This window comes from Mycobacterium sp. (assembly GCF_039583785.1).
In the GTDB taxonomy this organism is placed as follows: domain Bacteria; phylum Actinomycetota; class Actinomycetes; order Mycobacteriales; family Mycobacteriaceae; genus Mycobacterium.
In genome coordinates, this window is the sequence record NZ_JAVKSG010000015.1 from 38,096 (window position 1) to 61,669 (window position 23,574).

A 23,574-nucleotide genomic window follows, 5' to 3' on the forward strand; every position below is an offset into this window, starting at 1 on the left:
TTAGCTACCGTGAGCGCGTCCGTACCGACCAGCCGACGCGAGGAGTGACTATGCCGCAGGATGAACACCTTGCTGCAGTGGTGACGACAGCTGCGTCGGATATCGGCAGCTTCATCAAAGCGCAGCGTGAAGCGGCGCAGGTCTCGGTGCGGCAGTTGGCGGAAAAAGCCGGTGTCAGCAATCCATATCTCAGCCAGATCGAGCGTGGATTGCGCAAGCCTTCGGCCGGCGTCCTCAACCAACTCGCCAAGGCATTGCGAGTTTCCGCCGAGGTGCTCTACGTCCAAGCCGGAATGCTCGAGCCCGGCCCGAAGAGCGAAGTCCGCGACGCCATCGTTGCCGACGCGACGATCACCGAAGGGCAGAAGCAGGTCCTACTGGACAGCTATGCGTCCTTCGTTCGACAAAACGAGGCTGCCCGGGAGGAGAACACCTCTGCATAAACCCGGACACCTATCGGAAACCCTTGACGTACAACGAGAACGACGAAAGGAACCACCATGGCGGAGAACAATCCGTCGATCGACGACCTGAAGGCCCCGCTGCTTGCTGCGCTGGGTGCCGCCGACCTGGCCCTGGCCACGGTCAACGACCTGCTCACCGAGCTGCGGGAACGCGCCGAGGGGACCCGCACCGACACCCGCAGCCGGGTCGAGGAGAGCCGCGCACGGCTGACCAAGCTGCAGGAGGAACTGCCCGAGCAGCTGCGTGACCTGCGCGAGCGCTTCACCGCTGACGAGCTGCGTAGCGCCGCCGAGGGTTACGTCGAGGCTGCGACCTCGCGCTACAACGAGCTGGTCGAGCGTGGCGAGGTCGCTCTGGAGCGGCTGCGCAGCCAGTCCGGTCTGGACGACGCTTCGGCTCGCGCCGAGGGCTACGTCGACCAGGCGGTCGAGTTGACCCAGGAGGCGCTGGGTACCGTCGCGTCGCAGACCCGTGCGGTCGGCGAGCGCGCCGCCAAGCTGGTCGGCATCGAGCTGCCGCAGAAGGCCGACGCGGCCGCCAAGAAGGCCCAGAAGGCGGTCGCCAAGAAGGCGCCGGCCAAGAAGGCCCCGGCCAAGAAGGCGCCGGCCAAGAAGGCGCCGGCCAAGAAGGTCACCCAGAAGTAGTCTGATCGACCACTCGACTCCGAGTCGCCCGCAAGGGGGACTCGGAGTCGACGTTTCTGGCGGCACCCGCTTACGCTTACCGGGTGGACTTGGTGAACATCGTCATTTTCTACTTGCAGATCGGCGTCATGCTGATGACGCTCTGTGCCTTTGTGCACGCGGCGATGCAGCGGCCCGACGCCTACACCGCGGCCGACAAGATGACCAAGCCGGTGTGGCTGGTGATCCTAGGGTTGGCCATGCCGATCGCGTGGCTGCTCAATGTGATGGGAGCGGTGGCCGCCGCCTGCGCCGCCGGTGTCTACTGGGTCGACGTGCGGCCCAAGCTCCTCGAGGTTCAGGGCAAGTCACGATAGCGGCATGCGACTCTTCGGCGTCACGGTGGCATTGATTGCCGCGCTGTGCGCGGCTGCTCCGGCGTTTGCCGACCCGGGCCCGGCGAGCGACCGCTTCTATTCGCCGCCATTCGTCGATCACGTTCAGTGGGCGCACTGGAGCCAGCTGTCCAGCCTGCGGGTGTACCCGACGGCGTCGGGCCGCGCAGCCGCCCAACAACTCGGATCGCTGACCCCGGAGGCCGACGAGGCCTGGGCCGAGGTGCTCAGGCTGGCGCCGGAGGCCGACGGGCCCGGCATGCGTGCGCAGTTCCGCTGCCACTGGGATTTCGCCGAGAATGTGCAGCCCGGCAAGACCAGCTGGAACCTCGAGCCGTGGAGACCGGTCGTCGACGATCCGACGATGGTCACCACCGGCTGCAATCCCGGCGGCGCGCAGGAGCCGCTGTAGATGTCGTGGACCCGCGAACAAGTCGCCGCCCTGGTCGATCACACCCTGCTCAAGCCGGAGGCCACCACCGCCGAGGTGGCCGCGCTCGCGGCGGAGGCTGCGGCACTGGGCGCCTATGCCGTCTGCGTCTCGCCGTCGATGGTGCCGCACGCGGCCCACGCCGGGCTTTTAGTGGCCACGGTGGCCGGATTTCCGTCGGGCAAGCACATGCCCGAGATCAAAGCGGCGGAGGCGACGCTGGCCGTGACGTTCGGCGCCAGCGAAGTCGACATGGTGATCGACATCGGCGCTGCGCTCGCCGGCGACATCGACGCGGTGCGGTCGGAGGTCGCCGTGGTGCGCGCTGCCGTGCCCACCGCGGTGCTCAAGGTCATCGTCGAGTCGGCCGCGCTGTTGACGTTCGCCGACGAACAGACACTCGTCGCGGTCTGTCGCGCCGCGGAGGACGCCGGCGCGGATTTCGTCAAGACCTCAACCGGTTTCCATCCCGCCGGCGGCGCATCGTCGGCCGCTGTCACGCTGATGGCCGACACCGTCGGCGGACGGCTGGGGGTCAAGGCCAGCGGCGGCATTCGCACGGCCGAGTCTGCCCTGGCGATGCTCGACGCGGGCGCCACCCGGCTGGGGCTGTCCGGCACCCGCGCCGTGCTCGACGCGCTCGGCTGAGTTGCCCGGCTCCTGCTCATCGCGCTATACGCTCTGCATCGTCACCGGGCGGGCTAGAGGTTGGCCAGGCAGGGGTCTTGGCCAGCGCCACTGCTGGCCGGGATGGTGGCATTGCGGCTGGAGAACGTGGCTTCCACGCCGCTGTCGGTGACTTTCACGCTGTCGGCGTGGATGCCCAGCGGATAGTTCTGGGTCGCTTTCGACGTCAGGCTGTCCAGATCCTTCTGCACTGTCGTCGTCGAGATGTCCGATCCCAGCGCGCTCAGGCTCACCACGTGCAGCGACAGCCCATTGCCGACGATTTGCGGCGTGACGGTGGCGCTGTCGAATATGCCCTTCAGCGAGACGGTGCCGGCGCCGGGGTCGGTGGTGACGTCGCCGGTCACGAACTTGCCCAGCACCGGGATGGCGTCCTGAATCGATCGCTTGATGCCGTCCGATGACCAGGTGATCGTCCCGTCGATCGACCCGATGGTTCCCTGTGAGTTGTTGCCGTTGCTCAACTTGATGTTGCGAATGTCGATGCTCACCTTCATGCCCTTGGCGGAGCGGATCTGGTTACCCGCCGTCTGCACCGAGATGTCGCGGTAGTCCTTGGTCAGGTACTGCCAGAGAACGGGCGGGAACCCGGCAAACGACACCTTGGCGCTGTCCTGGACCTCGCACTGCACCGCGTTCGCCACCTTGCTGCTGGCGATGTGACGGGCGTACAGCTCACCGCCGATCGGAATCGCGAATCCCACCAGCGCGACGATCAGCAGGATCAACAGCAGCGACGTGCGGTTGGCGAAGAAGCGGCGTCCGCCCTCGTCTTTGGTCTCACCGGTTGGCGGGGGAGGTGGCGGTATCGACATCCGGGTGTCCTGATTCTCGTGAGCCGGCCACGGCGGACTGGGTTGCTGCGCCCGCGGGTGGGGCGGCAGCCCGGGTTGCCGCGGCGGGCCCTGCTGTTGCGGCGGGCCCTGCTGTTGCGGCGAGTTCGGCTGCCGCGGTGGGCGATTCGGCGGGGGCGCCGGCTGTTGCGGCGCCCGTCCCGGTGGGCGCCCGGGTTGCTGCGGACGCGGCACGTCTCGAGCGGACGGCTGCTGTGGGCGGCCCGGCGCAGGGAAGTGCCTGGTCGGAGATTCCGACGGCGGCGGTGGAACGCGGCGCGGCGGGAAGCCGCGGTTGGGTGGCCCGGCCGGACGGGGCGGGCGGCCGCGCTGCGGCTCGTCGCTCGGCGGGCCCGGTGGGTTAGACATGCGCGAAGCAGGGGTCGCTCTGGGCCACCGGTATCGACGCGTTGCGCGTCGAGAAATGCGCTGAGACACCGGCATTGGTGACTTGCACACTGTCCGCCTTGATGCCCAGCGGGTACTGCTTGAGCAGTGCCGCGGTGAAGATGTTCAGTGCGGTTTGCGCGGTCTCGTGCGGGATGAGCACGCCGAGCGCGTTGACCTTGTAGACCTGCAGGGTGAGCTGCCCGTCGGCGACCTGCGGCTTGACGGTGACGCCGCCGAGGCCCATCGCCCCGGTGAGCTCGATGGTGCCCGCGCCGGGATCGGTCGTGACGCTGTTGACCAGGCCGCCGATGAACGGAAGGGAGTCCTGAACGGTCTCCTGGATGCCGTCCGACGTCCAGGTGATGTTGGCGTCCAGCTTGCCGATGGTGCCCTTGGAGTCGGCGTTGCCGTGCAGGTTCACGTCGTCGATCTCGATGTCAGCCTTCATGCCTTTGGCGTTGCGGATGTTGTTCCCGGCGGTGCGGATGGAAATGTCGTTGTAGTGGCCCATCAGGTGCTGCCACAGGAAAGGGGTCGGCCCGAACGACACGGTGGCGCCGTCGTGAATGACGCATTCGGTCGCGGACGCTACGACGCTGTCGGCCCGGTGACGGGCATACAACTCGCCGCCGACCAGACCGGCTACACTCAGCGCCGCGACGATCACCAGAACCAGGACGATCGACACCGGGTCGGCGCGGAAACGGAAGCGGCGCTTGGGTTTCACCGGCTCGGTGGGGTCGTCCGACGGCGGCTGCTCGAACTCCGCGACCGTCGGGTATTCCTGGACCGGCGGCGGATACGCTAACTCGGCCTGCGGCCCCGGCTGGGTGGGCGAATTCTGGTCGCCCGGGCGGGCCCACGGCGAGGACGTGTCCTGGTGTGGGGGCCCCTGAGGATTCGTCACCTGCGCGATTCTGCCTTATCACCATGAGCAAACGCCACGTAGTTGCGCAGCACCGCGATCGTCTCGCGGGCCTTGGTCACCTGCTCGAGGTCCAGGTCGGTGACCAGCAGTTCCGGCTCGGAGCCCGCCGAGGCCACCACCCTGCCGAACGGCGACACCACCACGCTGCCACCGACTCCGGTCGGCGCGCTGGAAGCCAATGGCTCGCCGGGGTCGGCCTGTCCAGCCGCAACGACGTAGCTGGTGGAGTCCAAGGCGCGGGCACGGGCCAGTAAACTCCACTGCTCGAGTTTTCCCGGTCCGGCGGCCCACGATGCGCTGACCACGATCAGCCGGGCGCCGCGGCCGGCCAGCGTGTTGAACAGCTCGGGAAAGCGAAGGTCATAGCAGGTTGTCAGCCCCACGCTCACACCGTCGACGCTGACCTCGACCGGCTCGCGTCCGGGGGCGACCGTGGTCGACTCGGTGAACCCGAACGCGTCGTAGAGGTGGATCTTGTGGTAGTGGGCATCGGTGTGTGCACCGGTCGCCAACAGCGTGTTGTAGACCCGCCCGTCGTCGGCGGGGGTGAACATGCCCGCCACCACGGTGATGCCGGCCTCGGCCGCGATTGCGCGCACCCCGTCGGCCCACGGCCCGTCGACCGGCTCCGCGATCGGGGCCAGCGGGACCCCGAACCGGCACATCGTCGCTTCCGGGAAGACCACCAGCGACGCGCCGGCTACGGCGGCCCGTTGGGTGTAGTCCCGCACGGTCTGCAGGTTGTCATCCGGGTTGGTGCCGCTGAGAATCTGGGCTACCGCGATCCGCATGATCGCCAGCCTAAGGGCGAGCGCAAGCGCGGCGGGGCCGGGCGCGGCAGGTCGTTCCGTGGGTGGCTGGGCGAGATAGCCGATTCTGTGGCGGAGGACTGGGCGAAGTCCATATCAACCAGCTCGGCACGCGCTACTCTCTTCGACACGTATGCAATAAGATTTCGACCTCGGACTGGGGTGGTCTCCGAGGGAACTTGGGAGCCTCGGGATGGCAAAACACCGCAGCACTCGTCGAAACTCCCGACGTCGTGGCGTTGCTCGCGGCGCTGGTGCGACCCTGGCCACTGTCGCAGGCATCGGGATCGGCATAACCCCAGCCGATGAATCCACCCCCGCACAACCGCTGAACGCCGACGCCCGCCTGCTGTCCGGTCCCAGCGACACGGGCGTCGACGCATTCACCCTCGGCTCTTTCACCCTCGATCCCTACACCACCCCACTCCTCCTGCCCGAGGAGGGTTGGGCGACGTTCCCTGCCCCGGTCTTCCCGGGTCCGCCGGTGTTTGACATCTCGGGCGGGAACTTGGACGGCCTTGACCTCGCCCCACAAAACTTCGAGGTGTTCAACTCCAGCGGGACAGAAGTCGGGACCATCGGCACCGCCGGCACCATCGTGCAAGTCCTGGGCCAGGACAGTTACGAGTTCACCGTCACCAGCTCAACTCCGGTATCGGGAGAAACCGCCGCGAATTTGCCGGCGGTGGGAACCGTGTACGACATCTTCAACGGTCTCGGCGTGGGGCTCACCGGTGGATACAGCTACCAGAATGTCTACGAGGGCACCCCGAGCGGCACCGTCGCCGACGTCCTGGTGCTGCCGACGGGCCAATTCAGCCTGTCCGCGCCCGTCACGCTGCCCGGCGGAGTCGGCACGCTCAACCTCGAGTCGCTGTTGAGTCAGAACTTCACCGGCAACCTGCAGCCGGCCGACGCCTTCAGCAATCTGGTGGCGACATCGGGAGACAGCAGCATCGGCCCAGACGCCTTCACGATCAACGTGCCTGGCTTCGACTACACCCTGGACCCCTTCAGCACGCTCCTCGCCCCGGACACCTACAACGCGGTCTCACCCCTCGCGGGCTTCGCACCGCTCTTTGCCGCGGGCGGTGCCCAGTTCTTCGGCGTCTCTGCTGTCAGCCAAGGTTTCAACGTCTACAACGGCAGCGGCACCGAGGTCGGCAGCGTCGACGCCAACGAGTTTGTGCTCCATTTCCTGGGCTTGACCACCACGGAGGAAGTGGTCACCAGCCAACTGCCGGCCCTCGGGTTCACCGACGCCAACCTGCCGGCAGTGGGAACGGTGTTCAGCGTGACCAACACGGCCCCGTGGAACATCGCCCAAAAGGACGAGATCTACCTCGCCACCCCGACAGCACCGGCCACCGACACCACGGTGGCGTCGTACGGCACCTCCACTGTTGCCGCTCCGTTCAACCTCGACGCGGCCGGCAACGCGGAGATAAACCCGGCCGGCATCTTCGCCCCGCTGGCCGTGGAGCAACCGCAGGACGCCAGCATCCCGCCTCCCTTGCTCGGGGCCCAAGCTACGGACGCGTTCACCATCGGCCAGACAACCTTCTACCCGGTGACGTCTCTGCTCGCGGAGGGCTACAACAACATCGGTCAAACGATGGGCGGCGCACCGCTGTTAGCCGCCTTCGGCGGCTCGGCTGCCGGCATCAGTCTGGGGTCGCAAGATTTCTTCTACTACACCGGCACGGGTGCCAGCGCTCAAGAAGAAGGGGAGCTGAGTACCAGCTTGTCGGTCTTGGACATCTTGTCCTTCAGCAACGCCTCGTTCACGGTCACCGGTTGTGCGAGCTTGATCTGTACGGACGCCCCGGCGAACGGCACGGTCTTCGACGTGTTCAACTTCGGCGGCGGTGTCGAAAACGTCTACGAGGGCACCCCGAGCGGTTCGGTCGTCGACACCCTGTGGACCCCGCTCGGGCCGCTCTTCAATTTCGACATCCCGTCACTGGATGCCGCGATTCCGCTCTCTCCAGTTGACGTCATCCCTGCCGGTTTGGACGTGCCGACGCTGTGAACTCCGGCATCTGCGATCGGGAGGACGACGCCCGGCGGATCCGTCAGGTCACCGCGATGCCAGAATGACCTGATGATCGAGTTCACCCTTAAGCGGACGACGACGGCACCGATCGAGGCAGTGTTCGACTCGCTCACCGACCACCGTGGCATCGCGAACTACGTGAAGGCCGCCCGTCGCAGCACGCTGGACCGCGAGGGCACCCCCGCACCGAACGGCGTCGGAGCCGTCCGGCGCATCGAAGCGATCGGCCCGGCATTCGTCGAGGAGATCATCGACTACGAGCGACCCACGCGCTACGCCTACAAGATGGTCTCCGGTGCTCCGGTCCGCGATCACGTCGGCACGGTCACACTGCGCCCGGCCGGCAGTGGCACCGAGGTCAGCTGGCACCTGACATCGAAGTCCAAGATCCCCGGCCTGGACTGGCTGTTGACGCCGGTGATGAAGCGGGTGATCGGCGAGTTGCTGAACGGCGCCGTCGACGCCGCCGAAGGGCACGCTTAGGCGGTTTCGCCGATCCACAGCGTGGTGAAATGTTGCTCGCGGATCAGCAGCTCGACCAGCTGGCTGCCGATGAAGTTTTCCAGCTTGCCGCCGACCAGCGGGATTTTCACCTCGACGGTGGTCCGGAGGTTCAGCCTCGCACCGCCGTCCAGCGGCTCCAGCACGGCCGTCCCGGTCAGCGATGCCGGCGAGTCCAGGATCGAGCCGCTCACCGTCGCTGTCGCCGACCCGTCGACGATCGGCTCCCAGCGTTCCTCGCGGCGGATGCGCAGATCTCCGCGGTGGAACTGGGTGACCACGGCGGGCATCCGATCCGCCCGCAACACCTGGGTGGTGATCACGTCGATGGCGCCGTCGTCGCAGACGTCTATCGAGTCCAGCGTCGAGTCGTCGGCACCCGAATCGGCCAGCCTGGCCAGCCAGTATTGCTCTTCGCCGAAAGCCCGGAGAACCGCTTCGACGGATTTTGGGTAGTCGGTGGACATGTCGAACGAACGCGGCATAGCAGGTCAGGCTACCGTCAAGAACTAGGTAACCGGGTTCGAAGGGGGCACCGTGGGAACGGTTTTCGCCGGTGCTCGCGTCGAGGAGGACGTGCCGCTGGCGCCGCTGACCACGCTGCGGGTCGGCCCGGTCGCGTCGCGGGTGATCACCTGCGCCAGTACCGATCAGGTGGTCGCGTCGGTGCGTCATCTCGACGGTCAGGGGTCGGGGCCGCTGCTGGTGCTGGCCGGCGGCTCGAACGTGGTGATCTCCGACGCGCTGACCGATCTGACCGTAATTAGGTTGGCCAACAACGACATTCGCGTCGAGGGCAATCTGGTACGGGCCGAGGCGGGCGCGGTCTGGGATGACGTGGTGGTCGCGGCGATCACTGCCGGCCTCGGCGGGCTGGAGTGTCTGTCCGGGATCCCGGGGTCGGCGGGTGCCACCCCGGTGCAGAACGTCGGCGCCTACGGGGTCGAGGTGGCCGATACCATCACCCGGGTCCGACTTCTCGACCGCCGCAGCGGCCAGGTGCGTTGGGCGCCTGCCGAGGAACTCGGTTTCGGCTATCGGACCAGCGTGCTCAAGCACGCCGACTCCGCCACCGTTCTGGAGGTGGAGTTCGCGCTGGACGGGACGGGCCGCAGCGCGCCGCTGCGCTACGGCGAACTGGTCACCAGACTCGACGCCACCCCCGGCGATCAGACGGACCCGGCCGCCGTGCGCGCGGCCGTGCTCGCCCTGCGGCGCGGCAAGGGTATGGTGCTCGACGCGGCCGACCACGACACCTGGAGCGTCGGGTCGTTCTTCACCAACCCCGTTGTTACACAGCAGTTTTACCGAGAACTGGCCGACCGCGTCGATCGCCCAGTGCCGCACTACCCGGCCGCGGATGGCGTCAAGCTGGCTGCGGGCTGGCTGGTCGAGCGGGCCGGCTTCGGCAAGGGTTATCCGGACGCCGGTGACGCGCCCTGCCGGCTGTCCACCAAGCACGCGCTGGCGTTGACCAATCGCGGCAGGGCCGGCGCCGCCGACGTACTCGCTCTGGCCCGTACCGTGCGCGACGGAGTGCGCGATGTGTTTGGCGTCACATTGGTGCCCGAGCCGGTGCTGCTCGGCTGCTCCCTGTAGATCCCACGCGGCGGAAGGGGGTCGTTTCCGCCGGTATCTTGATGTCGTGGACTCAGAGCGCGGCGTCTCGCCGGTCACTCGGCGCCGGGCACTGACTGCCCTGGCGGTCGGGGTCTTCGCGCCCGGTGTGCTGGCGGCCTGCGCCGGCGGTTCGTCCAGGGATGGCGATAAAGCCAAGCCCCCGGCAGAAGCCTTCCTGACATTTCGCCCGGCCGACAAGACCACCAGGGTGCTGCCGACCGCGCCGATCAGCGTCGAGGTCCGCGACGGCTGGTTCCAGCACGTCGCGCTGACCAACTCCGGCGGCAAGGTGGTCGGCGGCACCCTCAACCGCGACCGGACGATGTACACGATCACCGAACCGTTGGGCTACGACGCGACCTACACCTGGAGCGGGTCGGCGGTGGGCCACGACGGCAAAGCACTCCCGGTGAAGGGCGAGATCACCACGATCGCGCCCACCAAGGTGATCGACGGCGGATTCCAACTGGCCGACGGCCAGACCGTCGGCGTCGCGGCGCCGATCATCATCCAGTTCGACGCCCCGATCGCGGACAAGGCGGCCGTCGAGCGGGCGCTGAAAGTGATCACCGAGCCGCCCGTCGAGGGCAGCTGGGCGTGGCTGCCCGACGAAGCCCAGGGTGCCCGAGTGCACTGGCGCACCCGTGACTACTACCCGGCTGGCACCAAGGTCAACGTCGACGCCAAGCTCTACGGCTTGGCTTTCGGCGACGGCGCCTACGGCAAGCAGGACATGAGCCTGAAATTCGACATCGGCCGCCGCCAGGTGGTGAAGGCCGAAGTCTCGTCGCACCGCATCCAGGTGATCCGCGACAGCGGCGTCATCATGGATTTCCCGTCTAGCTACGGAGAAGCCGACAAGCCGCGCAACGTGACCCGCAACGGCATCCACGTGGTCAGCGAGAAATACTCCGACTTTTACATGTCCAATCCGGCCGCCGGCTACAACCACATCCACGAGCGCTGGGCGGTGCGGATCTCCAACAACGGCGAGTTCATCCACGCCAACCCGAACAGCGCCGGAGCGCAGGGCAACAGCAACGTCACCAACGGCTGCGTCAACCTGTCGACGTCGGACGCCGAGCAGTACTACTACAGCGCGATCTACGGCGACCCGGTCGAGGTGACCGGCAGCACGATCGAGCTGTCCTACGCCGACGGCGACATCTGGGACTGGGCCGTCGACTGGGACACCTGGTTGGGCATGTCGGCGCTGCCGCCGCCGAGCGGCGCCAGGCCGTCGCCGGTGTCGATTCCACGCAACGCCCCGGCCACCCCGCGCGATGCGCCGACGCTGTCGGGCACCCCGACGACGACTAGCCCTGCGGGGCCCGGCGGTTGAACCGGCTGCCGGGCGCCTGATCGCGCGGCCGGATGACGATCTGGTCGAGGTCGACGTGCGACGGCCGCGACGCCACGAACCCGATCACCTCGGCGACGTCACACGCCGTCAACGGCGTGATCCCGGCATACACTGCGTCGGCGCGCTGCCGGTCACCGTCGAAGCGCACCAGCGAGAACTCCGTCTCCACCGCCCCGGGTGCAATCTCGGTGAGCCGCACCGGCTTTCCGAGTAGCTCGCCGCGCAGGGTGCGGTGCAGCGCGCCCTGCGCGTGCTTGGCCGAGGTGTAGCCGGAGCCGTTGTCGTAGGTCTCCAATGCCGCGATCGACGTGACGGTGACAATCAGGCCGTCGCCGGATTCGATCAGCTTGGGCAGCAGCGCACGGGTGACCCGCAGGGTGCCCAGCACATTGGTCTCCCACATCCAGCGCCAGTGCTCGAGGTCGGCGTCGGACACCGGCGCCAGGCCCTTGGCCCCACCGGCGTTGTTGATCAGCACGTCGACCCGATTCAGCCCGGCGGCCAGCCCGTCCACCGCCGCGTCGTCAGTGACGTCGGCCACAACTGCAGTGCCACCGATCTCGGTGGCCAGCGCGTTGATCCGGTCAGCCCTTCGCGCTACCACGACGACGTGGAAGCCTTGAGCCGCAAGGGTTCTCGCGGTCGCCTCGCCGATACCTGCGCTGGCGCCGGTGACGACCGCGACGGGTTTCCCGCCGGGGCGGGGATCAGCTGTCGTCGAATGCGGATCAGGGGAACTCATCTGAACGACTCTAGTGACCGTGCTAAATTCCCTGGGTGTTCTCGAGTTCCTTGTTGGTCTGTCTGCGCGCGTGTTGCTGCGCGGGCTGCGCGTGTTGTCGCCGCGCAACCAGCCGCTGCTGATCTGGGCGCTCAGCGCTCGCGACGGTGTGCGGCACAGACCGCCATCGGACCTCGGACAAGGAATCGCACGTGCGCTCAACAACTTTCACTTCTCCTCAGCACAACCCGCTCGCGGCCGCCCGGCGTCGAGGACCTCGACGCCACCGCGTCGTGGCGCCCTCTTTGCAACTCTCCGACGCCGCCGCGCCATCGGTATTCCGGGCCGTGCGGTTGCGCGGGCCGGTTGGCCGCGACGTCATCGCCCAGGCCACCTCGCTGTCGATTGCGACGGTAAACCGCCAGGTCATCGCCCTTCTTGAGGCCGGTATCCTGCGGGAGCGCGCCGACTTGGCCGTCTCCGGCGCGATCGGGCGGCCCCGGGTGCCCGTCGAGGTCAACCACGAGCCGTTCCTGACCCTCGGCGTCCATATCGGGGCCCGGACCACCAGCATCGTGGCCACCGACCTGCTCGGCCGCACCCTGGACGCCGTCGAAACGCCGACCCCGCGTAGCGCACAGGGTCCGGCGCTGGCCGCGCTGGCCGACGGCGCCAGGCACTACCTGCGGCGTTGGCGCCGTCGGCGGGCGCTGTGGGTCGGCGTCGCGATCGGTGGCACGGTCGACGCCGCCAGCGGCCAAGTCGACCACGCCCGGCTGGGCTGGCGCGACGCGCCGGTCGGCGCGGTGCTCGCCGAGGCTTTGGAGCTGCCGGTTTCGGTCGCTTCGCACGTCGACGCGATGGCCGCTGCCGAACTGTTGCTCGGTGTGCGCCGGTTTGGGCCGAACTCCTCGACCAGTCTCTACGTCTACGCCCGCGAGACCGTCGGCTACGCGCTGATGATCGACGGCCGGGTGCACCGCCCGGCCAGCGGACCGGGCACGATCACCAACATGCCCGCGCATTCCGAATTGCTCGGCGGCTCAGGGCTGTTGGAGTCCACCGTCAGCGACGAGGCCGTGGTGGCCGCCGCGCGCCGGCTGCGGATCCTGCCGGCCCACCACGGCCAGGTGGGCGGCACGGTGACCGAGGTACTGAAGGCCGCCCGCGGCGGGCACCCGCAGGCCCGGGAACTGCTCAACGAGCGGGCCCGCGTGCTCGGCGAATCGGTCGCGCTGTTGCGCGACCTGCTCAACCCCGACGACCTGGTGGTCGGCGGGCAGGCGTTCACCGAATATCCCGAAGGCATGGCGCGGGTGGAGGAGGCGTACCGGGCCCGCCTGGTGTTGCCGGCGCGCGACATTCGGATGACCGCCTTCGGCAACCGGGTGCAGGAATCCGGTGCCGGCATCGTGTCGCTGGCCGGGTTGTACGCCGATCCGCTGGGTGCCATGCGCCGTGCTGCTCCGCCGGTGCCGGTCTACCAGGTTGACGTCGAGACACCCGCCTGACCTGCGACTCGATCAGGTACTGCAAAGATGGCGGAGTGGGACTTTCTGATCTGATCAATCCGCGCCGCGTCGCGGTGCTGGCGGTGCACACTTCGCCGCTGGCGCAGCCCGGCGTCGGCGATGCCGGCGGGATGAACGTCTACGTGCTGCAAAGCGCGCTGCACCTGGCCCGCCGCGGTGTCGAGGTGGAGATCTTCACCCGGGCGACCGCGTCCAGCGATCCGCCCGTCGCGCGGGTGGCGCCGGGCGTGCTGGTGCGCAACGTCGTGGCCGGGCCGTTCGAAGGGTTGGACAAATACGACCTGCCGACGCAGTTGTGCGCGTTCGCGGCCGGTGTGCTGCGGGCCGAGGCGGCGCACGAGCCCGGCTACTACGACATCGTGCACTCGCACTACTGGCTGTCCGGTCAGGTCGGCTGGCTGGCCCGCGACCGGTGGTCGGTGCCGCTGGTGCACACCGCGCACACGCTGGCCGCGGTCAAGAATGCCGCCCTGGCCGAGGGCGACACGCCCGAGCCGCCGCTGCGAACGGTGGGCGAGCAGCAGGTGGTCGACGAGGCCGACCGGTTAATCGTTAACACCGATGATGAAGCGACGCAACTGGTTTCGCTGCATCACGCCGACCCTGCCCGCATCGACATCGCGCATCCCGGTGTCGACCTGGACGTTTTCCGTCCCGGCGATCAGCGTGCCGCCCGGGCCGCCCTGAGTCTGCCGACAGACCAGGACGTGGTGGCGTTCGTCGGGCGTATCCAGCCGCTGAAGGGGCCCGACGTGTTGTTGCGCGCGGCGGCCGAGCTGCCGCGGTTGCACGTGCTGGTGGCCGGCGGACCGTCGGGCAGCGGGCTGGCCGTTCCCGACGGTCTGGTTCGGCTCGCGGCCGAATTGGGTATCTCCGAACGTGTGACGTTCTTGCCCCCGCAGTCGCGGGACAGCCTGGCCACCGTCTTCGGGGCCGTCGACCTGGTGGCGGTGCCGAGCTACTCGGAGTCGTTCGGTCTGGTGGCCTTGGAGGCACAGGCCTGCGGCACACCGGTCGTCGCCGCGGCGGTCGGCGGGTTGCCGGTGGCGGTGCGCGACGGCGTGACCGGCACGCTGGTGGCCGGCCACGACGCCACGAGGTGGGCGCACGCCATCGACCAGACGTTGCGGCTCGGCCGAGAAGCCTTGGGCCACGCCGCGGTTGAACATGCGGCGGCCTTCTCCTGGGATAACACCGTCGACTCGCTGCTGGCCAGCTACCGCCGCGCGATCGGCGAGTTCACCGCCCGCCGGGCCGGTCGCGCGCTCCCGTCGACGCGGCGGGCGGCGCAGGTCGGACGGCGGCCGTCGCGACGCAAGGCGTGGGCATGAGTGGCAGCAACGGCGACAGTGGCGCGCCGATCACCCACGTCCAGCGGTTGATCGAAGACACCCTGAACACCAACGACCTGGCGTACTCCCGGCACGAGGGTGCCCACGGCGGACTGCCGGGGCTGATCGTCGAGTTGCCCGGCGAGCGCCGGCTCAAGACCAACACCATCCTGAGCATTGGCGAACATTCGGTGCGCGTCGAGGCGTTCGTCTGCCGCAAGCCCGACGAAAACCACGAGGGTGTCTACAAGTTCCTCTTGAAGCGCAACCGCCGGTTGTATGGCGTCGCCTACACCCTCGACAACGTGGGCGACATTTACCTGGTCGGCCGGATGGCCCTGGCGTCGGTGGACGCCGCCGAAATCGACCGGGTACTCGGCCAGGTGCTTGAAGCGGTCGACACCGACTTCAATACGCTGCTGGAGTTGGGTTTTCGCTCGTCGATCCAGAAAGAATGGGAGTGGCGGGTGTCGCGCGGCGAGTCGTTGAAGAACCTCGAAGCATTCGCCCATTTGATCGACGACGACGAGTAAGTCCGCCGCAGCCGTGCGAGCGTAACGCCGTGCGAGATTTCCCACCTGATCGGCGCAGGGCGTTACGCTCGGCGACCGTCTCGGGGGCGCGTGAAATACTTTCCGGCATGGGAGACGCTGCTGCGACGCTGATTCTGCTCCGCCACGGTGAAAGCGCATGGAATGCCAGTAACCAGTTCACCGGCTGGGTGGACGTCAACCTCACCGACAAGGGCCGCAGCGAGGCTGTCCGCGGAGGTGAGCTGCTGGCCGAACACAACCTGCTGCCCGACGTGCTCTATACGTCGCTGCTGCGCCGCGCCATCACCACCGGGCACATGGCGCTCGACACCCTCGACCGGCTGTGGATTCCGGTGCGTCGCACCTGGCGGCTCAACGAGCGGCATTACGGCGCGCTGCAGGGCCTGGACAAGGCCGAAGTCAAGAAACGCTACGGCGACGAGCAGTTCATGACCTGGCGGCGCAGCTATGACACCCCACCGCCGCCCATCGAGAGGGGCAGCCAATACAGCCAGGACGCCGACCCCCGCTACGTCGACATCGGCGGCGGCCCGCTGACCGAATGCCTGGCTGACGTGGTGGCCCGTTTTCTGCCGTATTTCACCGACGTCATCGTGCCGGACCTGCGGGTTGGCAGGACGGTGCTGATCGTGGCGCACGGCAACTCGCTGCGCGCGCTGGTGAAATACCTCGACGGGATGTCCGAGGACGAAGTCACCGGCTTGAACATCCCGACCGGAATTCCGTTGCGCTACGACCTGGATGCCGATATGCGCCCGTTGGTGGCGGGCGGCAGCTACCTCGACCCGGACGCGGCGGCGGCCGGCGCAGCCGCGGTGGCCAGCCAAGGCGCTAAATAAGCGGCTTTTCACAGCAACTTGGCAAACGCCGGGTGAACGGGCCCCGAACACCTGTCTGGCGGCATGTGACATGACCGATTTTGGCCTCGCGCTGCTGGGTTGGCGTTCACCAAATTTGTAAGCTTTCCATGTGACCGTGTTCTCGGCCCTGTCACTGGCCGGGGTCTTGTTTTTCGCGGCCTTGGCCGTCGGAACCACCGTCGGCGCGCGTTGGGCGCCGCGGGCGATCGAGCGACGCCAACGCGTGGCGGTCGAGGCCGCCGGAATCACCGTCGCGCAGATGCTCGAACGCATCGTCGCGCTGATGCCCTTGGGGGCCGCGGTCGTCGACCGGCATCGCGACGTGGTCTATCACAACGGCCGGGCCAAAGAGTTGGGGCTGGTCCGCGAGCGGCAACTCGACGACGAAGCCTGGAATGCGGCCCGTCGGACACTGGCCGACGGCGCCGACGTCGAATTCGACCTGCTACCGGGCAAGCGGCAGGCGCCGGGCCGGCCGGGTTTGTCGGTGCACGGTCAGGCGCGACTGCTCAGCGAGGAAGATCGCCGGTTCGCCGTGGTCTTCGTCTACGACCATTCTGAATACGCCCGCATGGAGGCCACCCGGCGCGACTTCGTGGCCAACGTCAGCCACGAACTCAAAACGCCGGTCGGTGCGATGTCTGTGCTCGCCGAGGCGCTGCTGTCCTGTGCCGACGACCCCGAGACCGTGCGTCGGTTCGGCGAGAAGGTGCTCGTCGAGGCCACCCGGCTGGGCAGCATGGTCACCGAGCTGATCGAGCTGTCCCGGCTGCAGGGCGCCGAGCGGATGCCGGATATGGGCGCCGTCGATGTCGATGACGTTGTCGCCGAGGCTATTTCGCGGCACAAGGTGCCCGCCGACAATGCCGACATCGTCGTGCGCACTGACGATGCCAGCGGACTGCGGATGCACGGCGAACAGGCGCTGCTGGTCACCGCGCTGGCCAACCTGGTCTCCAACGCCATCGCGTACTCACCCCGCGGCTCGCTGGTCTCGATCAGCCGGCGGCGCCGCGGCGACAACATCGAAATCGCCGTCACCGATCGCGGCATCGGCATTGACCGCAAAGACCAGGAGCGCGTCTTCGAGCGGTTCTTCCGCGCCGACAAGGCCCGCTCGCGAGCCACCGGCGGCACCGGCCTCGGCCTGGCCATCGTCAAGCACGTCGCCGCCAACCACGGCGGCAGCATCGGCCTGTGGAGCCAGCTGGGCACCGGGTCGACGTTCACCTTGTCGATCCCGGCCTTCGCCGGTGAATCCGAGCCGGTCGACCTGTCAACCGAGCGTGAGCCGCTCAACCTAAAGCCCCAACGAGAGGAAGAACTACGCCGATGACGAGTGTGCACGACGATGCAGAGCGCAGCGATGAGGAGGAGGCACGCCGATGACGAGTGTGCTGATCGTGGAGGACGAGGAATCGCTGGCCGACCCGCTGGCGTTTCTGCTCCGCAAGGAGGGCTTCGAGGCCACCGTGGTTACCGACGGCCAGTCCGCGCTGGCCGAATTCGACCGGGCCGGCGCCGACATCGTGCTGCTCGACCTGATGTTGCCGGGCATGTCGGGCACCGACGTGTGCAAGCAACTGCGGTCACGTTCCAGCGTGCCGGTGATCATGGTGACGGCTCGCGACAGCGAGATCGACAAGGTCGTCGGGCTCGAGTTGGGCGCGGATGACTATGTCACCAAACCCTATTCGGCGCGCGAACTGATCGCGCGGATCCGGGCGGTATTGCGCCGCGGCGGTGACGACGACTCCGAGGTCGCCGACGGCGTGCTGGAATCCGGCCCGGTGCGGATGGACGTCGAGCGCCACGTCGTCTCGGTCAACGGTGAGCTAATTACGTTGCCGCTCAAGGAGTTCGACCTGCTCGAGTACCTGATGCGCAACAGTGGCCGGGTGCTGACCCGTGGCCAGTTGATCGACCGGGTGTGGGGCGCCGACTACGTCGGTGACACCAAGACCCTCGATGTCCACGTCAAACGGCTGCGGTCCAAGATCGAGTCCAATCCGGCCAACCCGATTCACCTGGTGACGGTGCGCGGGCTGGGTTACAAGCTGGAGGGCTGACTTTCCCGACCGACGGCATGCCGGGGCACAGGGTCGCGGCCCGGCTCGAGAAGCACCTCGCTGGCAAGTCCTCGGATTGTGGTCGTGCACGGCGCGACAAGCGTTCGCCGAAGCCGCGGAATTGCCGCGTCGCGGGAGAGCACAACCACCGGCCGTCGGCCAATGTCGGCCATCTCGCACCACCACAACTCCCCGCGAGACGGTAAGGCGGTCATGTGATCGCCGCAGCCCGGCGCCACGACGCCAGGTCGCCCCAGGCGTCCGGCTCATCGGCCGGGTGCGTGTCGTATGCGGCATAGCTGGCATCCACCTCGGCTGCGCGATGACTTGCCAGGAATGCTTGAAGAGCCTCGTCGATAAGGGTTGCGTCGGTCACTCCCGAACGAACACGTCGTGCGGCGGCTAGGAGATGCGCATCCACCGTCGTGCTCAAGCGTGTGCGGTTCATGCCACTAGCATGCGACGATCGTGGCACGCCACCGGAGGATTTGCTCACTGCCGGGTGCGTGGCTGTTCCGGAGGTTACCTTCCGGACGGTTTCGATGACCTCGTCGGCCTCGCGCAGCGCGACGCCGATGTCGGTCGGTAGATCCGCACGATGTGCACAATCGGCAGCCCTGGCTGCACGGGCAGCTCGGCGCGCCTGGCGCGTGAATCAGGACTCCATCAGCCACCCGCATCGGGCCCAACACCATGGGTACCGCTTGGACAGTGATCTCAGATGAGCTGTCACTTTCGAAGAGGGCCTATCGGTCCGGATCCCTGGCCCGCGTGGGCCGGGCTATTCGGCGGCCCGCGTCGCCGGGTGCACGGCGATGAGCCCTAACCCGCTGCGCCGCTTGCACATTGCGGCCAGCTCGGCGTAGGCCTTCTCGCCCAGCAGCTCGGTGAGTTCGGGGCCCATGCTCACCCAGACCTGGTCGGCGCCGACGTGGGCGGCCGGGTCGCCGGTGCAGTACCAGTGCAGGTCGGAGCCGCCGGCACCCCAGCCGCGGCGGTCGTATTCGGTGACTGTGGTTTTCAGGATCTCGGTGCCGTCCGGGCGGGTCACCCATTCCTGGCTGCGGCGAATCGGCAACTGCCAGCAGACATCTGGCTTCATGGTCAGCGGCTGCACGCCGAGTTTCATCGCCTTGGTGTGCAGCGCACAGCCCACTCCCCCCGGAAAATCCGGCCGGTTCAAGAAGATGCAGGCCCCCTTGTATTTGCGGGTGCGGAACTGCTCTTCGCCCTCGTGCTCGTCGAGTTCGAGGTAGCCCTTGCGGCCCAAACCCTTTTCCCGGAACTGCCAGTCGGCGTCGGCGAGCTTGGACACCGCGTCGTCGAGGCGGGCCCGATCGTCGTCGTCGGACAGGAACGCGCCGTGCGAGCAGCAGCCGTCGTCGGGCCGCTCTTCGACCGTGCCCTGACACGCCGGTGTGCCGAACACACACGTCCACCGGGACAGCAGCCAGGTCAGGTCGGCGGCGATCAGATGTTCGGGGTTGTCCGGGTCGTAGAACTCAACCCACTCGCGGGCGAAATCCAATTCGACCTCGCCGGGATGATCGGGGTGCGCACTCGCCACAGTTTTAACGGTAGTCCAATCGGTCGCCGGTCTGCTGACGCGCCGCGCCTCGACTCCTCGTGCCGGGACGCGGCGCGCATCGTCGTCGGACTACTGCTGTTTTGTCCGACTTCTCCTCGTGCCGGGACGCGGCGCGCATCGTCGTCGGACTAATGTTGTGTCACGTGCGATTAGGTGTTCTGGACGTCGGCAGCAACACGGTCAACCTGCTCGTGGTGGACGCTCGCCGTGGCGGGCACCCGACGCCGATGAGTTCGACCAAGGCCACGCTGCGGCTGGCCGAGTCGATCGACAACTCGGGCAAGATCACCCGCAAGGGCGCCGACAAGCTGATTGAGACGATCGAGGAGTTCGAAAAAATCGCCGACAGCTCCGGCTGCGCCGAGTTGATGGCCTTCGCCACCTCGGCGGTGCGCGACGCCAAGAACTCCGACGACCTGCTGTTCCGGGTCCGCAAGGAGACCGGTGTGCAGCTGCAGGTGCTGCGCGGCGTCGACGAGTCGCGGTTGACGTTCCTCGCGGTTCGCCGCTGGTACGGCTGGAGTGCGGGACGGATCATCAACCTCGACATCGGCGGCGGCTCGTTGGAGCTGTCCAACGGTGTCGACGAAGAGCCCGAGGTCGCGATGTCACTGCCGCTGGGCGCCGGGCGGCTGACCCGCGAATGGCTTAACGACGACCCGCCCGGCCGGCGCCGCGTCGGCATGCTGCGCGACTGGCTGGAGGCCGAATTGGCTGACGCCGCCGCCACCATGCTGGACGCCGGCAGCCCTGACCTCGCGGTCGCAACGTCGAAGACCTTTCGTTCGCTGGCCCGGCTCACGGGTGCGGCGCCGTCGGCCGCCGGGCCGCGCGTGAAGAGAACGCTGACGGCGAATGGCCTCAGACAACTCATATCTTTCATCTCTAGGATGACGACCGCTGACCGTGCAGAACTGGAAGGGGTGAGCGCCGAGCGAGCGCCGCAAATTGTGGCTGGAGCTCTGGTCGCAGAAGCGAGTATGCGAGCGCTGTCGATAGAAACGGTGGACATTTGCCCGTGGGCGCTGCGAGAAGGTCTCATTTTGCGCAAACTCGATAGCGAAGCCGACGGAACCGCCCTCGTAGAGACGTCTGTGCGGGATGCTGGAAGCCAGCGAGCTCATCGGAATGGCGGCAAGAAATGACCAGACCCAACGACACCACCCGACCGATCTCGGTTGCCGAGCTGCTTGCCAAGAACGGCACGCACGGGGCCCCGGTCCCGACACGCCGTCGCCGTCGTCGTGGCAACGCCGACGCGGTGACCGTCGCCGAGCTGACCGGCGAAATCCCGATCATCACCGACGAGACCAATCCCGACGAGCACCCGGCCCCCGAGTTGCACGCGCATCGCGCCAACGGCAGGGCCCGGGTCGAGGAAGAGGTCGTCGCGGCGTCCGCCGAGGAGCCGCCGGCCGAGAAGTTCTGGTCCGAGCCCGAGCCCCGCTGGCCGGCGTCCGCTCCGCCCCGGCCGCGTGAGGAGGCGGCCGCCGCGCGGGAGCAGCGGCCGCAGCGCAGCGCCTACCCGCGCCCGGTGCGCGACAACGTCCGCCTGGAGGCCGACCGCCCCGACTCGCGCGAGGACAAGTCGCCCGACCGGTCTGGCGCCGAAGGCATGATTCCCGATCCGCTCGAGGGCTACGCGGGCATGCCGGTGGACGTGATGGACGCCGACGTACGAGACGCCGAGCCGGCCATCGAAGACTCCGCATACGTGCGCTCGTATCTACGGTCGTCTACCGGCAAGGGTGACGTCGAATCGCTTTCCGGCGCTGGCTATCAGGGCATCGACGATGTCGCCGATGAGAAGGACTACCCCGAAGACGGTGATTCCGACGAGCCGTACACCTGGTCGCGCTCCGACAGGATACGGCTCGGTGGAGTGCTCGTGCTGCAGTCGCTGTTGGCCGTCGGATTCGGCGCGGGCCTGTTCATCGCTTTCGACCAGCTGTGGCGCTGGAACAACATCATCGCGCTGGTCCTCACGGTGCTCGTCATCCTCGGCTTGGTCATCGGTGTGCGGGTGGTGCGCAAGACCGAGGACATCGGCAGCACGCTGATCGCGGTGGCGGTGGGGGCGCTGGTCACGCTGGGGCCTCTGGCTTTGTTGCAATCCGGCTGAACTGCAACTCCAATCCACGTGCGCCCCGCAATCAAGGTCGGTCTGTCGACGGCCTCGGTCTATCCGATGAAGACCGAGGCCGCTTTCGAGTTCGCGGCCAACCTCGGCTATGACGGCGTCGAGTTGATGGTGTGGGGCGAGTCGGTCAGCCAAGACATCGGCGCGGTGGCGAAACTCTCGCGGCGCTACCGGATGCCGGTGCTGTCAGTGCATGCGCCGTGCCTGCTGATCTCACAGCGGGTGTGGGGCGCCAACCCGATCGCGAAGTTGGACCGCAGCGTGCGGGCCGCCGAGAAACTCGGCGCCCAGACCGTCGTCGTGCATCCGCCGTTCCGTTGGCAGCGCCGCTACGTCGAAGGCTTCACCGAGCAGGTCGCGGAGTTGGAGTCGTCCAGCAACGTGCTGGTGGCGGTGGAGAACATGTTCCCGTTCCGCACCGACCGGTTCTTCCCGGGCCAGACCAAGGAGCGAATGCGCCGCCGCGGTGGGGGGCCCGGGCCAGGGATCTCCGCGTTCGCGCCGTCCTACGACCCGCTGGACGGCAATCACGCGCACTACACGCTGGACCTGTCTCATTCGGCGACGGCGGGCACCGACGCGATTGACATGGCCGAGCGGATGGGTGAGGGTCTGGTGCACCTGCACCTGTGCGACGGCACCGGCCTGCCCGCCGACGAGCACCTGACGCCGGGTCGCGGCACCCAACCGGTGGTCGAGGTGTGCCAGATGCTGGCCACCGGCGACTTCGCTGGCCACGTTGTGTTGGAGGTGTCTACGTCGTCGGCTCGGTCAGTGCATGAGCGCGAAGCCATGCTGGCCGAGTCGTTGCAGTTTGCTCGAACACACCTGTTGCATTGAAATACAAAGGAATTCCGACACGTTGACCGCGCTATTCACCGAGGCGATGGAGCTTCGCGAGATCGAGACCGACGGCGTCCACGGTATCTATGAGGGCGAGCTGAACAAGATCTGGACGATTGGACCCAAGGTGCACGGCGGGGCCATGGTTGCGTTGTGCGCCAACGCCGCTCGCGCCGCGCACGGCGGACCCGTCGAGCCGGTTGCGATTTCGGCCAGCTTCCTGTCGGCACCCGACCCCGGCTTGATGCGGCTGGTCACCTCGATACGCAAGCGCGGCCGCCGGATCAGCGTCGTCGACGTCGAGCTGATCCAGGGTGACCGGGCCGCCGTGCACGCCGTGGTCACGCTGGGGCAGCCGGAGCACACGGCGCCGCCGTTGCTGTCGGCCAATCCGGCGGTGGGCCTGATGGATCCCGAACCGCCCGACGATGTGCAACCGATCGCCCCGGGACATCGGCTGTCCGGGCTGGTGAACTTGGCCGAGGGCTGCGACGTCCGGACGCTGATCTCGACGCTGGGCGTCTCGCCCGACGGCGGGCCGCCGGTGATCCAGAACTGGGTGCGCCCGCGTGACGTGGCACCCGACCTGCTGTTCGCGTTGATGTGCGGCGACATCTCGGCGCCGGTGAGTTTCGCCGTCAACCGGACCGGCTGGGCCCCCACCGTGCAGCTGACGGCCTATCTGCGGGGCCTGCCGGCCGACGGCTGGCTGCGGGTGGTGTGCACGTGCGTGCAAATCGGCCAGGACTGGTTCGACGAAGACCACACCGTCGTGGACAGAGAAGGCCGCATCATCGTGCAGAGCCGCCAGCTGGCGATGGTGCCCGCGCCCTAGG

General features: G+C 67.7%; 26 protein-coding genes and 1 pseudogene. 19 read left to right on the plus strand and 8 right to left on the minus strand.

Annotated features, from left to right (window positions below; all coding sequences use genetic code 11):
- Positions 1–50: 50 nt before the first annotated feature.
- The 5 genes from ABDV69_RS07745 (at position 51) to deoC (ending at position 2,561) form a co-directional block, all read left to right on the plus strand.
- Positions 51–443 carry a helix-turn-helix transcriptional regulator gene (locus tag ABDV69_RS07745; RefSeq protein ID WP_343573029.1) on the plus strand — a complete coding sequence of 131 codons (393 nt, stop codon included), beginning with the start codon at positions 51–53 and terminating at the stop codon, positions 441–443.
- Between the two features lie 57 nt (positions 444–500).
- On the plus strand, positions 501–1,109 hold the full coding sequence (locus ABDV69_RS07750; protein WP_343573030.1) for a heparin-binding hemagglutinin: 609 nt from the start codon (positions 501–503) through the stop codon (positions 1,107–1,109).
- Between the two features lie 83 nt (positions 1,110–1,192).
- Positions 1,193–1,465, plus strand: coding sequence for a DUF2516 family protein (locus tag ABDV69_RS07755; RefSeq protein WP_343573032.1), 273 nt, complete (start codon positions 1,193–1,195; stop codon positions 1,463–1,465).
- A 4-nt stretch (positions 1,466–1,469) separates the two neighbouring features.
- On the plus strand, positions 1,470–1,895 hold the full coding sequence (locus tag ABDV69_RS07760; RefSeq protein WP_343573033.1) for a DUF2599 domain-containing protein: 426 nt from the start codon (positions 1,470–1,472) through the stop codon (positions 1,893–1,895).
- The gene (gene deoC / locus ABDV69_RS07765) at positions 1,896–2,561 is read left to right on the plus strand and encodes a deoxyribose-phosphate aldolase (RefSeq protein WP_343573035.1); all 666 of its coding nucleotides are present in this window, start codon (positions 1,896–1,898) and stop codon (positions 2,559–2,561) included.
- Positions 2,562–2,614: 53 nt separating this feature from the next.
- Here deoC and ABDV69_RS07770 read toward each other — a convergent pair whose 3' ends face one another.
- From ABDV69_RS07770 to ABDV69_RS07780, 3 genes are all read right to left on the minus strand, one after another.
- Positions 2,615–3,628, minus strand: coding sequence for a DUF2993 domain-containing protein (locus ABDV69_RS07770; protein ID WP_343573037.1), 1,014 nt, complete (start codon positions 3,626–3,628; stop codon positions 2,615–2,617).
- Positions 3,629–3,794: 166 nt separating this feature from the next.
- Entirely contained in the window at positions 3,795–4,730 is a 936-nt protein-coding gene (locus tag ABDV69_RS07775; RefSeq protein ID WP_343573039.1) for a DUF2993 domain-containing protein, read from the minus strand.
- Positions 4,727–5,542, minus strand: coding sequence for a carbon-nitrogen hydrolase family protein (locus tag ABDV69_RS07780; protein ID WP_343573040.1), 816 nt, complete (start codon positions 5,540–5,542; stop codon positions 4,727–4,729). Before ABDV69_RS07780 ends, ABDV69_RS07775 begins: the two co-directional genes overlap by 4 nt.
- Positions 5,543–5,753: 211 nt before the next feature.
- Between ABDV69_RS07780 and ABDV69_RS07785 the strand changes: the two genes are divergently transcribed.
- Both ABDV69_RS07785 and ABDV69_RS07790 read left to right on the plus strand, forming a co-directional pair.
- A complete protein-coding gene (locus ABDV69_RS07785) occupies positions 5,754–7,592 on the plus strand; it encodes a hypothetical protein (protein ID WP_343573041.1) in 1,839 nt (612 codons plus the stop codon).
- A gap of 72 nt (positions 7,593–7,664) precedes the next feature.
- Positions 7,665–8,099 carry an SRPBCC family protein gene (locus ABDV69_RS07790; RefSeq protein ID WP_343573042.1) on the plus strand — a complete coding sequence of 145 codons (435 nt, stop codon included), beginning with the start codon at positions 7,665–7,667 and terminating at the stop codon, positions 8,097–8,099.
- Here ABDV69_RS07790 and ABDV69_RS07795 read toward each other — a convergent pair.
- Complete coding sequence (locus ABDV69_RS07795) at positions 8,096–8,602, minus strand: DUF2505 domain-containing protein (RefSeq protein ID WP_343573043.1); 507 nt, start codon at positions 8,600–8,602, stop codon at positions 8,096–8,098. The genes ABDV69_RS07790 and ABDV69_RS07795 overlap by 4 nt on opposite strands.
- A gap of 52 nt (positions 8,603–8,654) precedes the next feature.
- On the opposite strand from ABDV69_RS07795, the gene ABDV69_RS07800 reads away from it, so the two are divergent.
- Both ABDV69_RS07800 and ABDV69_RS07805 read left to right on the plus strand, forming a co-directional pair.
- Positions 8,655–9,716, plus strand: coding sequence for a UDP-N-acetylmuramate dehydrogenase (locus ABDV69_RS07800; RefSeq protein ID WP_343573044.1), 1,062 nt, complete (start codon positions 8,655–8,657; stop codon positions 9,714–9,716).
- 46 nt (positions 9,717–9,762) lie between these two features.
- Positions 9,763–11,079 (plus strand): Ig-like domain-containing protein, encoded by a 1,317-nt coding sequence (locus tag ABDV69_RS07805; protein WP_343573045.1) that lies wholly within the window; start codon positions 9,763–9,765, stop codon positions 11,077–11,079.
- Here ABDV69_RS07805 and ABDV69_RS07810 read toward each other — a convergent pair.
- A complete protein-coding gene (locus ABDV69_RS07810) occupies positions 11,054–11,842 on the minus strand; it encodes an SDR family oxidoreductase (protein ID WP_343573046.1) in 789 nt (262 codons plus the stop codon). The genes ABDV69_RS07805 and ABDV69_RS07810 overlap by 26 nt on opposite strands.
- A gap of 272 nt (positions 11,843–12,114) precedes the next feature.
- On the opposite strand from ABDV69_RS07810, the gene ABDV69_RS07815 reads away from it, so the two are divergent.
- The 6 genes from ABDV69_RS07815 (at position 12,115) to regX (ending at position 18,167) form a co-directional block, all read left to right on the plus strand.
- Positions 12,115–13,332 carry an ROK family protein gene (locus ABDV69_RS07815; protein WP_343573047.1) on the plus strand — a complete coding sequence of 406 codons (1,218 nt, stop codon included), beginning with the start codon at positions 12,115–12,117 and terminating at the stop codon, positions 13,330–13,332.
- Positions 13,333–13,367: 35 nt separating this feature from the next.
- Positions 13,368–14,684 carry a D-inositol-3-phosphate glycosyltransferase gene (mshA, locus tag ABDV69_RS07820; protein ID WP_343573049.1) on the plus strand — a complete coding sequence of 439 codons (1,317 nt, stop codon included), beginning with the start codon at positions 13,368–13,370 and terminating at the stop codon, positions 14,682–14,684.
- Positions 14,681–15,217 (plus strand): YbjN domain-containing protein, encoded by a 537-nt coding sequence (locus tag ABDV69_RS07825; protein WP_343573050.1) that lies wholly within the window; start codon positions 14,681–14,683, stop codon positions 15,215–15,217. Before mshA ends, ABDV69_RS07825 begins: the two co-directional genes overlap by 4 nt.
- 107 nt (positions 15,218–15,324) lie before the next feature.
- On the plus strand, positions 15,325–16,077 hold the full coding sequence (locus ABDV69_RS07830; RefSeq protein ID WP_343573051.1) for a phosphoglyceromutase: 753 nt from the start codon (positions 15,325–15,327) through the stop codon (positions 16,075–16,077).
- 130 nt (positions 16,078–16,207) lie between these two features.
- Positions 16,208–17,434, plus strand: a complete 1,227-nt coding sequence (locus ABDV69_RS07835) for an ATP-binding protein (RefSeq protein WP_343573052.1) — start codon at positions 16,208–16,210, stop codon at positions 17,432–17,434.
- A gap of 49 nt (positions 17,435–17,483) precedes the next feature.
- Positions 17,484–18,167 carry a two-component sensory transduction protein RegX gene (gene regX, locus ABDV69_RS07840; RefSeq protein WP_343573053.1) on the plus strand — a complete coding sequence of 228 codons (684 nt, stop codon included), beginning with the start codon at positions 17,484–17,486 and terminating at the stop codon, positions 18,165–18,167.
- Positions 18,168–18,187: 20 nt separating this feature from the next.
- Here regX and ABDV69_RS07845 read toward each other — a convergent pair.
- The 3 genes and pseudogenes from ABDV69_RS07845 to ABDV69_RS07855 all read right to left on the minus strand — a co-directional run.
- Positions 18,188–18,382 (minus strand): annotated as a pseudogene (locus tag ABDV69_RS07845) (type II toxin-antitoxin system PemK/MazF family toxin); the annotation flags it as partial.
- Entirely contained in the window at positions 18,379–18,744 is a 366-nt protein-coding gene (locus tag ABDV69_RS07850) for an antitoxin (protein WP_343573066.1), read from the minus strand. The gene ABDV69_RS07850 and the pseudogene ABDV69_RS07845, both read right to left, overlap by 4 nt.
- Before the next feature lie 204 nt (positions 18,745–18,948).
- Positions 18,949–19,734, minus strand: coding sequence for a hypothetical protein (locus tag ABDV69_RS07855; protein ID WP_343573054.1), 786 nt, complete (start codon positions 19,732–19,734; stop codon positions 18,949–18,951).
- 164 nt (positions 19,735–19,898) lie between these two features.
- On the opposite strand from ABDV69_RS07855, the gene ABDV69_RS07860 reads away from it, so the two are divergent.
- From ABDV69_RS07860 to ABDV69_RS07875, 4 genes are read left to right on the plus strand one after another with little or no spacing between them, the layout of a single operon-like run.
- Positions 19,899–20,900 carry a Ppx/GppA phosphatase family protein gene (locus tag ABDV69_RS07860; RefSeq protein WP_343573055.1) on the plus strand — a complete coding sequence of 334 codons (1,002 nt, stop codon included), beginning with the start codon at positions 19,899–19,901 and terminating at the stop codon, positions 20,898–20,900.
- A complete protein-coding gene (locus ABDV69_RS07865; protein WP_343573056.1) occupies positions 20,897–21,877 on the plus strand; it encodes a hypothetical protein in 981 nt (326 codons plus the stop codon). Before ABDV69_RS07860 ends, ABDV69_RS07865 begins: the two co-directional genes overlap by 4 nt.
- Before the next feature lie 18 nt (positions 21,878–21,895).
- Positions 21,896–22,735, plus strand: coding sequence for a sugar phosphate isomerase/epimerase (locus ABDV69_RS07870; protein ID WP_343573057.1), 840 nt, complete (start codon positions 21,896–21,898; stop codon positions 22,733–22,735).
- Between the two features lie 22 nt (positions 22,736–22,757).
- Entirely contained in the window at positions 22,758–23,573 is an 816-nt protein-coding gene (locus tag ABDV69_RS07875; protein WP_343573058.1) for a thioesterase family protein, read from the plus strand.
- Position 23,574: the final 1 nt, after the last annotated feature.

What these genes read in the sequence shown, in the direction of transcription:
- ABDV69_RS07745 (WP_343573029.1), top strand. Translation starts at nt 51, where the DNA reads ATGCCGCAGGATGAACACCTTGCTGCAGTGGTGACGACAGCTGCGTCG.
- ABDV69_RS07780 (WP_343573040.1), bottom strand. Translation starts at nt 5,542, where the DNA reads ATGCGGATCGCGGTAGCCCAGATTCTCAGCGGCACCAACCCGGATGAC.
- ABDV69_RS07760 (WP_343573033.1), top strand. Translation starts at nt 1,470, where the DNA reads ATGCGACTCTTCGGCGTCACGGTGGCATTGATTGCCGCGCTGTGCGCG.
- deoC (WP_343573035.1), top strand. Translation starts at nt 1,896, where the DNA reads ATGTCGTGGACCCGCGAACAAGTCGCCGCCCTGGTCGATCACACCCTG.
- ABDV69_RS07810 (WP_343573046.1), bottom strand. Translation starts at nt 11,842, where the DNA reads ATGAGTTCCCCTGATCCGCATTCGACGACAGCTGATCCCCGCCCCGGC.
- regX (WP_343573053.1), top strand. Translation starts at nt 17,484, where the DNA reads ATGACGAGTGTGCTGATCGTGGAGGACGAGGAATCGCTGGCCGACCCG.
- ABDV69_RS07830 (WP_343573051.1), top strand. Translation starts at nt 15,325, where the DNA reads ATGGGAGACGCTGCTGCGACGCTGATTCTGCTCCGCCACGGTGAAAGC.
- ABDV69_RS07795 (WP_343573043.1), bottom strand. Translation starts at nt 8,602, where the DNA reads ATGCCGCGTTCGTTCGACATGTCCACCGACTACCCAAAATCCGTCGAA.
- ABDV69_RS07825 (WP_343573050.1), top strand. Translation starts at nt 14,681, where the DNA reads ATGAGTGGCAGCAACGGCGACAGTGGCGCGCCGATCACCCACGTCCAG.
- ABDV69_RS07790 (WP_343573042.1), top strand. Translation starts at nt 7,665, where the DNA reads ATGATCGAGTTCACCCTTAAGCGGACGACGACGGCACCGATCGAGGCA.
- ABDV69_RS07785 (WP_343573041.1), top strand. Translation starts at nt 5,754, where the DNA reads ATGGCAAAACACCGCAGCACTCGTCGAAACTCCCGACGTCGTGGCGTT.
- ABDV69_RS07865 (WP_343573056.1), top strand. Translation starts at nt 20,897, where the DNA reads ATGACCAGACCCAACGACACCACCCGACCGATCTCGGTTGCCGAGCTG.
- ABDV69_RS07750 (WP_343573030.1), top strand. Translation starts at nt 501, where the DNA reads ATGGCGGAGAACAATCCGTCGATCGACGACCTGAAGGCCCCGCTGCTT.